At 60.6% G+C, this 15005-nt stretch carries 14 protein-coding genes; 5 read left to right on the forward strand and 9 right to left on the reverse strand.

Going from position 1 to position 15005, the window contains the following annotated elements:
• Positions 1-5: 5 nt before the first annotated feature.
• On the reverse strand, positions 6-1352 hold the full coding sequence (gene algB, locus C4J93_RS00440) for a sigma-54-dependent response regulator transcription factor AlgB (protein ID WP_124405922.1): 1347 nt from the start codon (positions 1350-1352) through the stop codon (positions 6-8).
• A gap of 400 nt (positions 1353-1752) precedes the next feature.
• Here algB and C4J93_RS00445 point away from each other — a divergent pair, with 400 nt between their 5' ends.
• From C4J93_RS00445 to C4J93_RS00465, 5 genes are all read left to right on the forward strand, one after another.
• Positions 1753-2037 carry a hypothetical protein gene (locus C4J93_RS00445; RefSeq protein ID WP_124360653.1) on the forward strand — a complete coding sequence of 95 codons (285 nt, stop codon included), beginning with the start codon at positions 1753-1755 and terminating at the stop codon, positions 2035-2037.
• A 77-nt stretch (positions 2038-2114) separates the two neighbouring features.
• On the forward strand, positions 2115-2279 hold the full coding sequence (locus C4J93_RS00450) for a DUF1328 domain-containing protein (protein WP_003170804.1): 165 nt from the start codon (positions 2115-2117) through the stop codon (positions 2277-2279).
• Between the two features lie 2 nt (positions 2280-2281).
• The gene (locus C4J93_RS00455) at positions 2282-2749 is read left to right on the forward strand and encodes an inhibitor of vertebrate lysozyme family protein (RefSeq protein ID WP_124428300.1); all 468 of its coding nucleotides are present in this window, start codon (positions 2282-2284) and stop codon (positions 2747-2749) included.
• Between the two features lie 715 nt (positions 2750-3464).
• Positions 3465-4796 (forward strand): glutamate/aspartate:proton symporter GltP, encoded by a 1332-nt coding sequence (gltP, locus tag C4J93_RS00460; RefSeq protein ID WP_124360655.1) that lies wholly within the window; start codon positions 3465-3467, stop codon positions 4794-4796.
• 98 nt (positions 4797-4894) lie between these two features.
• Positions 4895-6124, forward strand: a complete 1230-nt coding sequence (locus C4J93_RS00465) for a nucleoside recognition domain-containing protein (RefSeq protein WP_124428301.1) — start codon at positions 4895-4897, stop codon at positions 6122-6124.
• A gap of 93 nt (positions 6125-6217) precedes the next feature.
• Here the strand turns inward: C4J93_RS00465 and lptE are convergent, their stop codons facing one another.
• From lptE to C4J93_RS00505, 8 genes are all read right to left on the reverse strand, one after another.
• Complete coding sequence (lptE, locus tag C4J93_RS00470) at positions 6218-6829, reverse strand: LPS assembly lipoprotein LptE (protein WP_124428302.1); 612 nt, start codon at positions 6827-6829, stop codon at positions 6218-6220.
• Entirely contained in the window at positions 6826-7764 is a 939-nt protein-coding gene (locus tag C4J93_RS00475; RefSeq protein ID WP_124428303.1) for an MlaD family protein, read from the reverse strand. Before C4J93_RS00475 ends, lptE begins: the two co-directional genes overlap by 4 nt.
• A gap of 1 nt (position 7765) precedes the next feature.
• A complete protein-coding gene (locus C4J93_RS00480) occupies positions 7766-8569 on the reverse strand; it encodes an ABC transporter ATP-binding protein (RefSeq protein ID WP_124428304.1) in 804 nt (267 codons plus the stop codon).
• Entirely contained in the window at positions 8566-9714 is a 1149-nt protein-coding gene (locus tag C4J93_RS00485; protein WP_124428305.1) for an ABC transporter permease, read from the reverse strand. The genes C4J93_RS00480 and C4J93_RS00485 overlap by 4 nt, the downstream gene beginning before the upstream one ends.
• A 54-nt stretch (positions 9715-9768) precedes the next feature.
• Positions 9769-10800, reverse strand: a complete 1032-nt coding sequence (locus tag C4J93_RS00490; RefSeq protein ID WP_124428306.1) for a DUF5924 family protein — start codon at positions 10798-10800, stop codon at positions 9769-9771.
• 70 nt (positions 10801-10870) lie between these two features.
• Positions 10871-12253, reverse strand: a complete 1383-nt coding sequence (locus C4J93_RS00495; RefSeq protein WP_124428307.1) for a pitrilysin family protein — start codon at positions 12251-12253, stop codon at positions 10871-10873.
• Between the two features lie 58 nt (positions 12254-12311).
• A complete protein-coding gene (locus C4J93_RS00500) occupies positions 12312-13970 on the reverse strand; it encodes a Na/Pi cotransporter family protein (protein ID WP_124369101.1) in 1659 nt (552 codons plus the stop codon).
• 251 nt (positions 13971-14221) lie between these two features.
• The gene (locus C4J93_RS00505) at positions 14222-14989 is read right to left on the reverse strand and encodes a TerC family protein (protein ID WP_124360663.1); all 768 of its coding nucleotides are present in this window, start codon (positions 14987-14989) and stop codon (positions 14222-14224) included.
• Between the last annotated feature and the right edge of the window lie 16 nt (positions 14990-15005).

Consider the following 15005-nt stretch of genomic DNA (forward strand, 5'->3'; position numbering starts at 1 on the left):
ACAGCTCATAGGTTGTACTGTTTACGTTTGCGATACAGCGTCGACGCATCGATGCCAAGGGTGCGCGCGGCCTGGTCCAGCGTATCGCTGGTGGCCAGGACGGCGCCGATATGGGCTTTCTCCAGCTCGTCCAGACTCAGTGCCGCACCAATGCGCGGTGCGTTGTTGGTCGGTTGCTCGGCCATGCCAAGGTGGCTGATCTCGACCTTTTCCTGAGGGCAGATGATGCTGGCGCGTTCCACCACGTTGCGCAGCTCCCGGATGTTGCCGGGCCAACGGTAGTTGAGCAGTGCTTCGCGTGCCTGATCGCTGAAGCCGCGAGCCGGGCGGGCATACTCCTTGACGAAGCGCGCCAGGAACCGGTCGGCCAGGGCGAGGATGTCTTCACTGCGTTCGCGTAGCGGCGGCAGGTGGAGGGTGATGACGTTGAGGCGATACAGCAGGTCTTCACGGAAGCGGCCGTCGCGCACCATGTCTTCCAGGTTGAGGTTGGTGGCGGCGAGGATGCGCACGTCAGCGCGACGGGTAACCGGGTCGCCGACACGCTCGTATTCCTTGTCCTGAATGAAACGCAGCAGTTTTGGCTGCAAGGTGAGCGGAAAATCGCCGATCTCGTCAAGAAACAAGGTGCCGCCGTCCGCCTGGTTAACGCGGCCCAACGTGCTTTCGCTGGCACCGGTAAAGGCGCCGCGGCTGTGGCCGAACAATTCGCTTTCCATCAGTTCTGCGGTCAACGAGGGGCAGTTGATGGTTACGCAGGATTTCTTCGAGCGTTTGCTCCAGCCGTGAATGGCCCGCGCCAACTCGCCTTTACCGGTGCCCGACTCGCCGAGAATCAAAATATTGGCGTCGGTCCCTGCCACTTGGCGTGCGGTTTCCAGTACCACCATCATGGCCGGGCTGTGGGAGTCGAGACCGTCCTTGGATTGGCGTACCGCGCCTTCCAGCACTTCCAGGCGTGCCGAGAGCTGGCGCACTTCCAGTTGCTTGGCGGTGGCCAGGCGCAACTGGTCCGGGCTGCAGGGTTTGACCAGGTAATCGGCGGCGCCGGCTTGAATGGCGTCTACCGCAGTGTCCACGGCGGAGTGGGCCGTCACGATCACGACACGCATCCATGGCGCCTGGACACGCATCTGGGCCAATACATCCAGGCCATTGTCTTCGCCCAGGCGCAAATCGAGGAAGCACAGATCGAACACTTGGCGTTGCATCAAGGCATCGGCTTGGGCCGCGCTGTTGGCGGTGGCGACGGTGTAGCCTTCATCTTCCAGGCAATAACGGAAGGTACGGAGGATCGCGGACTCGTCATCCACTAAAAGAATGCGGCCTTGAAGTTCCTTGGCTGATTCCATCTGTCCCGCGCTCCTTAACTATGAATGTTGGTGTTTAGTCCCGGAATAATCGGGCAAGTTGCATGGTTTATTCTGATCGATAAAAGGCAACGTCGCGCAGCTATCTGCATACCTTCCTACGCGCCCCGCTAAAGCCCCGCGCTAGTGGCGTTTTCATATCTTCTCGCCGCTTCGGCAATCCTGCAGCTACTTTCGCTCCTTCGACCCGACCACTGGCCATCGTGCATTTCGCACGGCCCTACAGGGGGCATCGTGCAGGATGCTGTGCGGCGTGCTTTTAAATAATCCATATCTTATTGATTTTAAAAGGTTTTATTTTGTAATAAACCTGGCATGCGCTCTGCAATAGGTAATGCATAGAGCATCATGAACGAATAATCAGAATGCGGGAGAAAGCCGTATGACTCGCCAAAGCCTCAGCCAATTGCGTGTATCGCCACTGCATCTGCAGCAAGGCCTGTTCGCCAGCCTGGCGTTGATGGTCACGCTGATCGCGGGCCAGCAGATGCAGCATTGGCAGCAGAGTCAGCAGCCGACTGCGCAGTTCGAGCGTCCCGTCATGACCCAGACCCACTTCCGTTCCGTCGCCAGCACGGCTGTCGATGTAACCGCCCCGCAACTGAGAGTGGCAGACCAGGATTCCACCCTGAGCGAACTGCCGGTCCAGGAACGCTGGGTGTTCTAAGCAACAAAACGTCGCTCATGTGAGCGGCCGCATGGCATCACTGCTGTTACCCCTATAAAAGCTTAAGGAGAATCACCATGTTGAGTTGGGCAATCACATTTCTGATCATCGCCATTGTGGCTGCAGTCCTGGGCTTCGGTGGTATCGCGGGCACCGCCACGGGTATCGCCAAGATTCTGTTCGTGGTGTTCCTGGTGATGTTCATCGCTTCGTTCTTCTTTGGTCGTCGCGGCCGAGGCTGAATATGACCACTTTGTCCCTTAAAGCCATTGCCGCTGCCGTACTGTTGGGCGGCAGTGGCCTGGTGGTGGCCGCCAACGACGGCCAATCCCGGGCCAACGAATTGCTCAGCACGGATGCGCAGTACCGTGAAACCTGGCAAGGCGTAGTGAAGAAAGAAGAGCGCCTGCCGGAATGGGTGATGAACCTGTCGGGTACCGCTGAGCAGATGAACGCTGTCGAAGAGGATGGCGACAAGTATCTGGTAGGGCCGCTGTGTGAAACGGCAGATACCTGCTTGAACAAGCGCCTGATCGTCGCCTTCAGCCTCGATAAGGAAGATGCCTACGCGATGTTGGTGGAAGTCCCGGCCGGCCTGCCGGCGGACAAGTCCCCAACACGCCACGCCGATTACCGTTTTCTCGGTAAGCCGGACGAAGGCATGAAAAAGCTGCTGATGGAGCAGCTGAAGAAAGATCCGAATTGGTACTAGGTTCCGTCTCACGGAGCCGGCGTCCATAGAAAGAAGCCCGTTCGCTTCTTTCTGTTTGCATCGCTCGCCAAGGGCGATGCATGACCAGGGGGCCGGGTTGCTCTGATCGATCAGGATCGGCGCGACCTACGGGTACAGGGAGTGCCTGCGCAAGGGCCGGGTCAGGCGAAAAGCTGCGACGCAAGTTCACAAGTCCTCAAGCTTGCTGAACTTGCGGCGAGCTTATGCTCTTCATCGCTCGCGCTTCATGCCGCCCATAGCCGACATTCATCGTTTTTCCTCCCGCCAACCATTACCTTGTGTGTCGGCGCGACCATCTATCGAGAAAACTTTCCTGACGCTATAGGTTGTTTCTTACGCCAGGCTGCGGATTTTCCAAGCATTTTCAGCAAACGCCTCTAGCCATTCGGTATCTCTGTGCATACCGGAATTGGCAGCTTCACGGCAGGTTCACCCGCTTGGATGGCGGATTCGAACTGACCGTTCAGACAATTATTTTCAATAATGTCCATGCCGATTCGGCATAGGGTAGGCGTTTACGGCATTAGACGTCGCTCCCTTGCATGGGAATAGTTGCGGCTTTTTTCGCCTGCCAGTAAGCCATTTCGGCCACGCTGCGGTGACCTTCCATGGAGGCAGATGCACACACTTTTTCGCTTTCGAGCGGTCCAGCTGGCGCATTTGCCTTAAGTTCACTTGAAGTAAGGGTAATGACATGAAGAAGGCAAAGCTAAGCCTCGCCTGGCAGATCCTCATCGGTTTGGTACTGGGGATCGCGATCGGCGCAGTGCTCAACCATTTCAGTGCTGAAAAGGCCTGGTGGATCAGCAACGTGCTGCAGCCGGCGGGCGATATCTTTATCCGCCTGATCAAGATGATCGTCATCCCCATCGTGATTTCCTCGCTGATCGTGGGCATTGCTGGCGTTGGTGACGCGAAAAAGCTCGGTCGCATCGGCGTCAAAACCATCCTCTACTTTGAAGTCGTCACCACCATCGCCATTGTGGTCGGCCTGTTGCTGGCCAACCTGTTCCATCCGGGCGCGGGCATCGACATGAGTACCTTGGGTACCGTCGACATCTCCAAGTACCAGGCGACCGCCGCCGAGGTGCAGCATGAGCATGCGTTCATCGAGACCATTCTCAACCTGATCCCGTCGAACATCTTCGCTGCCGTTGCGCGCGGCGAGATGCTGCCGATCATTTTCTTCTCCGTGCTGTTCGGCCTGGGCTTGTCGAGCCTCAAGCCGGAGCTGCGCGAGCCCTTGGTGACCATGTTCCAGGGCGTGTCCGAGAGCATGTTCAAAGTCACTCACATGATCATGAAGTACGCCCCTATCGGTGTATTTGCCCTGATCGCGGTAACGGTCGCCAACTTCGGCTTCGCCTCGCTGCTGCCGTTGGCCAAGCTGGTCATTCTGGTGTACGTCGCGATTCTGTTCTTCGCGTTTGCGGTGCTGGGCATGATCGCCCGCCTGTTTGGTTTCTCGATCCTCAAGCTGATGCGCATCTTCAAGGATGAGCTGGTGCTGGCCTACTCCACCGCCAGCTCTGAAACCGTGCTGCCGCGCGTGATCGAGAAGATGGAAGCCTACGGCGCGCCGAAGGCGATCTGCAGCTTCGTGGTGCCGACGGGTTACTCGTTCAACCTCGACGGTTCGACCCTGTACCAGAGCATCGCTGCAATCTTCATTGCCCAGCTGTACGGCATCGACCTGTCGATCGGCCAGCAACTGATGCTGGTCCTGACCCTGATGGTCACCTCCAAAGGTATTGCCGGTGTGCCGGGTGTGTCCTTCGTTGTGTTGCTGGCGACCCTGGGCAGTGTGGGCATCCCATTGGAAGGCCTGGCGTTTATCGCGGGCGTCGACCGTGTGATGGACATGGCGCGTACCGCGCTGAACGTGATCGGCAACGCCTTGGCCGTACTGGTTATCTCCCGCTGGGAAGGCATGTACGACGATGCCAAGGGCGAGCGCTACTGGAATTCGCTGCCGCACTGGCGCAGCAAAGAAGCGCTGCCGGCCGGCGAGATCACGCGCGGCTGATCGCGCGATTGCGCTGACACAAACCCCGGATAATTCCGGGGTTTGTCGTTTCTGCCAGCCCCGCTATCATTCGCCCCAACTTTCGGGGGATTTAACTGATGCTCAATGGCCTGTGGCTTGGCTTCTTTGTCGTGGCAATGGTGTCAGCACTGGCGCAATGGCTGGTGGGCGGTAACGCCGGGATTTTCGCGGCGATGGTGGAAAGCATTTTCGCCATGGCCAAATTGTCGGTAGAGGTCATGGTGCTGCTGTTCGGCACCCTGACGCTGTGGCTGGGCTTTCTGCGTATCGCCGAAAAAGCCGGGATCGTCGATTGGCTGGCCAAGGCCCTGGGCCCGCTGTTTCGCCGCCTGATGCCGGAAGTGCCCGCCGGCCACCCAGCCATCGGCCTGATCACCCTCAACTTCGCCGCCAACGGCCTGGGCCTGGACAACGCCGCCACGCCTATCGGCCTGAAAGCCATGAAGGCGCTGCAGGAACTCAACCCTATCCCCAACACGGCAAGCAACGCACAGATCCTGTTTCTGGTGCTTAATGCGTCCTCGCTGACCCTGTTGCCGGTGACCATCTTCATGTACCGCGCCCAGCAAGGCGCTGCCGACCCGACGCTGGTGTTCCTGCCGATCCTGCTGGCCACCAGCGCGTCGACCCTGGTCGGCCTGCTGTCGGTAGCGGTGATGCAGCGCCTGCGCTTGTGGGACCCGGTCGTGCTGGCCTATCTGATTCCCGGCGCGTTGGTCTTGGGTGGCTTCATGGCGCTGCTGGCGACCTTGTCCGCTACCGCCCTGGCCGGCTTGTCGTCGATCCTTGGCAACCTCACGCTGTTTGGCTTGATCATGCTGTTCCTGGTGATCGGCGCGTTACGCAAGGTCAAGGTGTATGAGGCCTTCGTCGAAGGCGCCAAGGAAGGCTTCGACGTCGCCAAGAACCTGTTGCCCTATCTGGTGGCGATGCTCTGTGCGGTGGGCGTATTGCGCGCCTCCGGCGCGCTGGACTTCGGCCTGGAAGGGATTCGCCACCTGGTGGCCTGGACCGGCATGGACACCCGCTTTGTCGACGCGCTGCCGACCGCGATGGTAAAGCCGTTCTCCGGCAGCGCGGCGCGGGCGATGCTGATCGAGACCATGCAGACCCAGGGTGTAGACAGCTTCCCGGCGTTGGTGGCCGCGACGATCCAGGGCAGTACCGAGACCACTTTTTATGTGTTGGCGGTGTACTTCGGGTCGGTGGGTATCCAGCGCGCGCGGCATGCGGTGGGGTGTGCGTTGTTGGCGGAGTTTGCCGGGGTGGCGGCGGCTATTGCGGTGTGTTACTGGTTCTTTGGTTGAGGCTTAGATAGCTATCGGGGGCAAGCCCCCTCCCACATTTAGATCTGTGAATACATTCAAACTGTGGGAGGGGGCTTGCCCCCGATGTGGCCCTCAGCGTTTCAAAACGCTATTGCCTTGTGCGACCACCCAATCCACCACCTGTCTGTTCAACCTATCCCCCGCCTGCCCAAACCCAGCCACCACCGCTGGCACCTGGGTATCGCTCACTGGCTGGCGCACTTCAAACCGGCGACTGGCAATGATCCGCTGATCACTGCCGCGCACCAGTCGCGCATCCAGCCGAATCACCACCTCCACTGCCGCGCCATGATATTCACTCTGAAACGCCTGTAACTGCCCGCCCAGCTCATAGTCGGCTTGCAGGTTGGTCTCGTCGGTACTCAACAGCGTCACCCGGCCGTCACGCTGGAAGCCGTCCAGCAGGCGATTACGCAACAGCACCGGCGCCGGATCGCTCCAGCGCGAGTTCGCATAGCTGCTGATCAAATCGCCATTGGGCACCACCGCAATGCGCGGGCTGTCGAGAAATTCGCTGGTCTGTGGCTTGGTCACGCGCAGTGACCAGCTTACTGGCGCGCCTTGGCTGACGGGCTGGGCCGAAGCCAGGCGGTACACATCGGACGGGTCCGGCTTGGGCAGGATCGAGCACGCGCTCATCAGCGCGAAGGCTGCCGGGGCGATCATTCGGTAAGCACGCTTCATGGCGTGAACTCCTTGTTCTTGTCACTGCCCAGCAGGTAACCGCTGGGGTTGGCTTCCAGGCGGCGCGAGATGGCGCGCAGCGAGCCGAGGGTTTCGCGCAGCTCGCGCACGGCGGGCGCCAGTTCATTGAGGCCCTGCATGCCGCTGTTCACTGAGTCCTGGTTGTTGGTCAGCAAGCTGTTGATGGTGGCGGTGCTTTGCTCAAGGGATTTCATCGCCTGCTCCGCACTGCCGAACGCCTGCTTGCCCTGATCGTTGAGCAAGCCGTTGGCGTTGCGCATCAGCACGGTGGTCTGTTCCAACGCGCCGCCGGCCTGTTTGCTCACTTGCATCAGTTGCTGCATCACCACTTTAATTTCGCTGCGCTGTTCTGCGATGGCGCCGGTAGTTTGCTGCAGGTTTTCCAGAGTGGTGCTCAAGCGTTCGACGTTTTCCCGGGAGAACAGCTGGTTGGCGTTATGCAGCAGCAGGTTGATGCTGGTCATCAGGTCGTTGCTGTTATTGAGCAGGCGTGCGATGGGCGATGGCGACGCGATGATTTCCGGCAGGTTGCCATCCTTGCCCTTGAGTTCCGGGCTTTGCGGGGTGCCGCCGCTGAGCTGGATGATCGAGGTGCCGGTGATGCCGGTCAGAGCCAGCTTGGCCTGGGTGTCTTCCTTGATCGGCGTTTGCCCGGCCAGGCGGATGCGCGCCAGCACGCGGCGCGGGTCCTTGGGGTCCAGGCGCAGGCTGGTGACATCGCCCACCTTGATCCCGCTGTACTGCACCGAACTGCCCTGGGACAGGCCGCTGACCGCTTCGTTGAACACCACCTCGTAATCGCGAAAGGCACTGTCGACGCTGGATTTGGCCAGCCACAGGCCGAACAGCATCGCGCCGACCACCACAATTACGCTGAACAATCCGATCATCACATGATGGGCTCGGGTTTCCATGTCATACCTCGTTGAGCGATTGAGCGGCATCCAATGCCGCGCGGCCTCGGGGGCCGTGGAAATATTCGTGAATCCAGGCGTCGTCGGTTTCCGAGACAACATCGATGGCATCGGCCACCAGCACTTTCTTCTGCGCCAGCACCGCCACGCGGTCGGTGATGGTGTACAGCGTGTCGAGGTCGTGGGTCACCAGGAACACACTCAAGCCCAGCGCATCGCGCAGGGTCAGGATCAGTTGGTCGAATTGCGCCGCGCCAATCGGGTCGAGGCCGGCGGTGGGTTCGTCGAGAAACAGGATGTCCGGGTCCAGGGCCAGCGCGCGCGCCAGGGCGGCGCGCTTGATCATGCCGCCGGACAGCGACGCCGGGTATTTGTCGGCCGCCGACAACGGCAGCCCGGCCAGGGCCAGCTTGACCGCCGCCAAATGCTCGGCATCGGCGCGGCTGAGCCCGGCGTGCTCGATCAACGGCAAGGCGACGTTCTCGGTGACGGTCAGCGAGGAAAACAACGCGCCCTTCTGGAACAGCACGCCGAAGCACCGTTCCACCAATGAGCGTTCATGCTCGGGCAAACTCGGCAGGTTCTTGCCGAACACCCGCACTTGCCCCTCGCTGGGCCGGCGCAGGCCGACGATGCTGCGCAGCAACACCGACTTGCCGCTGCCGGAGCCGCCGACCACCGCCAGGATTTCACCCTTGTACAAATCCAGGTCGAGGTTTTCGTGCACGCTCTGGCGGCCAAAGCGGTTGCACAGGCCACGCACCTCGATCACCGCCTCAGTGGGCGCTCGATGCAGACGACTCACCAGCCCATCTCCATGAAAAACATGGCGGCGACCGCGTCCAGCACGATCACCACGAAGATCGATTGCACCACGCTTGAGGTGGTATGCGCGCCGACGGACTCGGCACTGCCGCTGACCTTGAAGCCTTCCAGGCAACCAATTGCGGCGATCAGGAACGCGAAGATCGGCGCTTTCACCATGCCCACCAGGAAATGCTGCACGCCGATGTCCGACTGCAGCAGCGACAGAAACATCGCTGGCGAAATATCCAGGGCCACCGCACACACCACGCCGCCGCCGACGATCCCTGAAAGCATCGCCAGGAAGGTCAGCATCGGCAGCGCCACCAGCAGCGCCAACACCCGTGGCAGCACCAGCAGCTCCATGGGGTCCAGGCCCAGGGTGCGGATCGCGTCGATTTCTTCGTTGGCTTTCATCGAGCCGATCTGTGCAGTAAAGGCACTGGCCGTGCGGCCGGCGATCAGGATGGCGGTGAGCAATACACCGAATTCGCGTAGGAAAGAGAACGCCACCAGGTCTACGGTGAATACCGTCGCGCCAAAGCTCTTGAGCACGGTGGCGCCGAGGAAGGCCACGACGGCACCGACCAAGAAGGTCAGCAGCGCGACGATCGGCGCGGCGTCGAGACCGGTCTGTTCGATATGCGCCACCATCGGCGTCAGGCGCCAGCGCTTGGGCCGCAAGATGCCGCGCACGAAGGTTTCGAGGATCAGGCCGATAAAGCCCAGCAGTTTCATCCCGTCTTGCCAGACGGTGTCCACGGCGCGGCCGATACGCGCCAGCAGCTGGATGCCGACGCCTACTTCCGGCTCTTTGAGCGGTACGCAAAAATCATTCAGCGAGCGGTAGACCGTCTTGAGCAGCGCCCGGTCGGCGGCGGACAGGCTGCAATCAGTCTGCTCGGCGGAGTGTTCGATGCGGTCGGGGCCCAGCAGCTCCACCAGCAGCGAAGCACCGGCGGTATCCAGGGCGCCGAGGCCGTTAAGGTCGATGCGTGCGCCGGCGTCGTATCGGCCGTCGAGGGTGGCCGACAACTTCTTCAGGTTTGCGTAGTGAGCAAGCGTCCAGTCACCGGTAATCCGCAGCAGCGGCGGTGTGCTGGACGTATCGAGTTGGGCCGCGCCGGCTGTCGTACGAGTGGTCATAAGCTCCGAGCTTGTTTGGCTATCCACAATTCCTACGTAATAGCATGATCGGGCCTACTCTGGGTTGTCCGTTTGTGCTGAGTCGGTGACGTTGAAGCGCAGCACGCCAATGACTTGGCCGTCTTCGGTCAGCACCCGTACCTGCCAGCGGCCTACCGAATCCGGCGGGAAGTTCTGCTTGTGGGTCCAGGCGCGGTAGCCCTCCTTGCGGCCGCCATGGATATCCAGGGCAATGCGGTCGACTTCCTTGCCGTTGAATTTCCACACATGGTAGATCCGCTCATCCAGGCCGCGCGGGGCGTTGATGGCGGTGTAGGCGTACAGCCCGCCGCTGCGCAGTTGGGCGGCGCTGACCTGCTTAAGGTCGTCTCCCGGTGTGCGGTCTTGGAGCTGGGTGCTGATGGCCACTTCGGTCATCCACAGGGTGGCAGGTGGCACCCAGCTTCGCAGCAGCCAGCCGGCGCAGCCGATCGCGGCCGTGACCCCCAGCAGCATCGCCCAGCCTTTGACGCTGCGCAGCGGCAAGCTGACGGCCAAGCTCGGAATCGACAGGGCCATGGCGACGCCCAGGGCCAGCTTGTAACTCTCGGCGGTGGTCAGGTGCAGAATGATCGGCAGTGCGGTCAGCAGTGCGGCGAATAACGTCAGCGTATGCAAGGCGAGGAACAGGGAGCGCTTGGGCGCCAGCCACTTGTAGTACAGCGGGTCGATGATCGACACCAGCGCCGCCGCACCGAGCAGGCCGGTGAACACCGACTGGCCACTGTTCCAGGCCGTTGTGACGAAAAAGAACGGCAGCACGAAAAACAGACTTTCCTGGTGGATCATCTGGGTGGCATAGCGCAGCAGCGGTTCGGGTATTTCGCGGTTGAACAGCTTGGTAAACAGTTGCGTGAAGCTGTTTTCCAGCATCAGCCACAGCCAGCTCACCAGCATGATCACGGCAATCCAGCTGGCCATGCCTTGCTGGCGGTCCACCAGGATGAAGCTGCCCACACCCGATATGAAACCGCCGAGTGCGATCACCCCAGGGTAGCGTTTGATCAGTTCTATAACGCGCTGGATAAGGGGCGGTAAGTTCGGCATGGACGATTCACAATGTGTGTGGGAAAAATCCGAGACAGAATAACGTCTTAGTCCGTTGTTCGGTGCTTCATTACAGGGTCCGTTTGCGAGAAAACCGTAGCGCCGCCCCAGCCAGGATGATCAGTCCCAGCACACCCGCGCCGATCCAGCTCAGGGCGTTATAGCTCAACAGCGGCTTTTCGACGCGCCAGTAGCCCGGCTGCTCCAACACCTGGCGCATGGCCTGATTGGTCTGCGCCAGGGTCACGGCCTTGATGCGTTTGGCCGGGTCGCCGAAGCGGCCATCGGCATATTCGCCGGCCGCGCTCCAATAATAGTCGGCCAACGCGCTGTTGCCCTGCACTGCCCAGGCCTGGCGGGCGATGGCGGCTTGCTGCAAGCGAGCGAACACCACCGGGTCGAGACCATCCTTGAGCAGCTGCGCCTTGAGGTCTTGCAATACCTGTTCGGCTTGCTCGAGGTTTTCTCGTTCGAGGTCGGCGTTCAGGCTGAGGAAACCGACGCCGCCGAGCACTTCGCGTTCGGTCCACGGGCCGTAGGACAAGCCGTGCCTGAGCCGCAGTTGGCGGTACAACGCCCAGTCGAGATAGTCCTTGAGCAGGTCGTAGGTTTCATCATGCTGGTCGTCCAGCACCGGTTCCGGGAACAGCCAGTGCAGCTTGGCGTTGTCGCCGACCCAGCCGTGGATCAGGTCACGCTGGCTGGCAGCGGCATGCTGGATTTGCGGCAATGGCCGGTGTTCGCTCGGCTCTACCGGGTCGAGTTGGCCATAGGTGCGTTCCAGGTAGGCCGGCAGCAGTTTGTCCAGATCGCCGACGACGATCAGGGTCATATTGTTCGGCGCGTACCAATTTTTGCGCAGCGCCTCCAACTGATCGCGCGTGAGGTGGCTGACCTCGGCGCGTTCGGCGCACTTGAGGCCCAGCTCGACGGCTAACTGATTGCTGGCGTTGTGGCCGAGGTCCTGGCGGTCGAGCAGGCGTTGCAAGTGTGAGTAATGGCCGCCGTCCTCGCGCTCGACCACCTGCTTGGCAGCGTTGATATGGGCGTCGGTCAGTTGGGTGCGGGTGATGATTGCCAGCAGCAGGTCCAGCACCTTGCGCTGGTTCTGCGCGGGCGCCTCGATGACGAACGTGGTGTTGGCGTTGCTGGTGTAGGCGTTCCATTCGCCGCCCAGGGCTTGCATGCGATCTTCGAGGTCGCCTTCGCCACCGCCATCGATGCCGCTGAACAGCAGGTGTTCGAACAGATGCGGCAGTTCCTTCTGGTCGCAGCTGAAATCGTCCAGGCCCACGCCAACCACCAGGCGGATGGCCACATGCCCGCGCTCGGTGCCCGGTTTGAGCAACAGTTGCAGGCCGTTGGGCAAGGTGTAGCCCTCGACTTGCAGGCGGTCAAAGGCAAAGGTGTGTGCCGAGCCCAGCAGCAGGCAGGCGAGTAACAGGCGACGCATAACAAGCTTCCTGGCGAACGAGGTCCATTGTTAACTGACTTCGCTGGCTGGCGTACGTTCAGGGCGAATGGGTGATGTCGGCAATATCTTCAGCAGAGAGTGCGCCGGTGTCGGACGTTTCCAACACAACATAGGCGCTGCTGCAGAACAACGAGTTCAAACGCTTCATGTCGGCAATCAGCTCCAGGTGCAAGGAACTGGTTTCCAGGCTCTGCACGATTTTACGTTGCAGGCGGCTGACGTGGGCGTGGGCCAGGCGACGTTCCTGGGCGCGAAAGCGGCGCTTCTCACGCAGTAATTGGCGGGCACTTTCCGGATCGCCGCTGAGGAAGACCGACAGGCCCAGGCGCAGGTTGGCGATCAACTGGCTGTGCAGGCCGCTGAGCTCTTCCAGGCCGACCTCGGAAAATTGCCGACGTTGCGAAGTCTTCTGCTGCTGGACTTTGCGCAGCATGCGCTCGATCAAGTCGCCCGCCAGCTTCAGGTTGATGGACAGCTCAATGATTTCTGCCCAGCGTCGATTGTCCTGTTCACTCAGGTCTTCACGGGGCATTTGCGCCAGGTAAAGCTTGATCGCGCTGTAAAGCGCCTCGACGTCATCGCTGAGGCTGCGCATTTCCTGGGTAATGGCGGTTTGTTTGCCGCGCAGCACTTCCTGCATCGAGGTGAGCATGTTGTCGATCAGGTCGCCGAGCCGCAGGGTTTCGCGGGCGGCGTTGGCCAGCGCCAGGCTCGGCGTATTCAGTGAGGCCAGGTCCAGGTGGCGCGGCTTGGCTTTGCCATCGGTTTCGGGACGCTCCGGCAGCAGCCATTCGCACAGCCGTGCCATCGGGCCAATGGTAGGCAACAGAATCAGGCAGCGGCTGACGTTGTAGAGCAGGTGGAACGTGATAACCATGGCCTGAGTGCTGTAGTCCAGGCCGTCCATCCAGCGTACGAGTGGGTCGAGTACCGGAATGATCAACAGCAGGCCGATCAACTTGTACAACAGGCTGCCCAGGGCGACTTGCCGCCCGGCGGTGTTCTGCATGCTGGTGCTGAGAAAGGCCAGGATGCCGCTGCCGATGTTGGCGCCGATCACCAGGCCGATGGCGACGTGCAAACCGATCACGCCGGCCCCGGCCAGGGTTGCCGTCAGCAGCACGGCGGCGAGGCTGGAGTAGGAAATCATCGCGAACAGCGCGCCCACCAGGGCATCGAGCAGGATGTCGCCGGTCAGCGACGCGAAGATGACTTTGACACCTTGGGCATGGGTAATCGGCCCGGCGGCTTCGACGATCAATTGCAAGGCGAGAATGATCAGCCCGAGGCCGATCCCGACCCGGCCGAGTTGCCCGGCCCGCGTCTGTTTACGTGACAGGAAAAAAATCACCCCGAGGAAGATCAACAGCGGCGATAACCAGGACAGGTCCAGGGTGAGTACCCGCGCCATCAACGCGGTGCCTACGTCGGCGCCGAGCATGGTGGCCAAGGCGGGCGTCAGGCTCATCAAGCCTTGGCCGACAAAGGACGTCACCAGCATCGCCGTGGCATTGCTGCTCTGCACCATGGCCGTTACCAGGATGCCGGCGACAAACGCCAGCCAGCGCTTGGACATATTCTGCCCGATGACTTGGCGCAAGTTGGAGCCGTAGACCCGCAGGATGCCGGTACGGACGATGTGCGTGCCCCAGATAAGCAGGGTCACGGCGGAAAGCAGATTGAGCAAGGTCAGCATGCTCGGCCCCCCGTGTGGGTGCGCTCCAGCAGGAGCGAAGGAAAGTTGCCGCGTGCCGTTCTACGTCTTGTACTTAAGCTGTAGTTGGCGAATGGGCTCTGCGCCAGCATCGCATAGCTAAACTCGGGATTGAAACAAAACTGTCACATGTAGGAGCGAGCTTGCTCGCGAAGAACCCAAGGACAACGCGTTAAATCAGGCAGTACGCGTAGTCGTTGACGTTCTTCGCGAGCAAGCTCGCTCCTACAGGTTTATTGACCCGGAACGTCCTTGCGCAGTTTCACCGGGTCCTGCTGTTTCTTCTTTTTCGCGATGGCAGTGCGCATCTTGATGTTCACCGCTTCCACTGCCAGCGAGAACGCCATGGCGAAGTAGACGTAGCCTTTTGGCACGTGCACGTCGAAAGATTCAGCGATCAGCACGGTACCCACTACCAGCAGGAACGACAGCGCCAGCATCTTCAGCGACGGGTGCTTGTCGATAAATTCGCTGATGGTGCCAGCGGCCAGCATCATCACCAGTACGGCAACCACGATAGCGGCAATCATTACCGGCACATGGGAAACCATGCCGACGGCGGTGATGACCGAATCCAGGGAGAACACAATGTCGATGATCGCAATCTGGATGATGGTGTAGATGAACTTGCCGCCGGCGCCTTTAGGCTCGTCGTTGGTTTCATCTTCACCTTCCAGGGCGTGGTACATCTCCTGGGAGCTTTTCCACAACAGGAACAGGCCACCGAAGAACAGGATCAGGTCGCGACCGGAAATGCCCTCGCCGAACACTACGAACAGGTCGGCGGTCAGTTGCATGACCCAGGTGATCGATAGCAGCAACAGGATACGCGTGACCATCGCCAGCGCGAGGCCGAAGATCCGGGTGCGTGCCTGCATGTGCTTGGGCATGCGGCTGACCAGGATCGAAATCATGATGATGTTATCGATGCCCAGGACGATCTCGAGGGCCGTCAGGGTGAAGAAGGCAATCCAGATTTCCGGATTGGTCAGCCATTCCATGTGTATTCCTTTGAGC

Origin of the sequence: Pseudomonas sp. R2-37-08W, assembly GCF_003851705.1 — a bacterium.
Lineage (GTDB): Bacteria > Pseudomonadota > Gammaproteobacteria > Pseudomonadales > Pseudomonadaceae > Aquipseudomonas.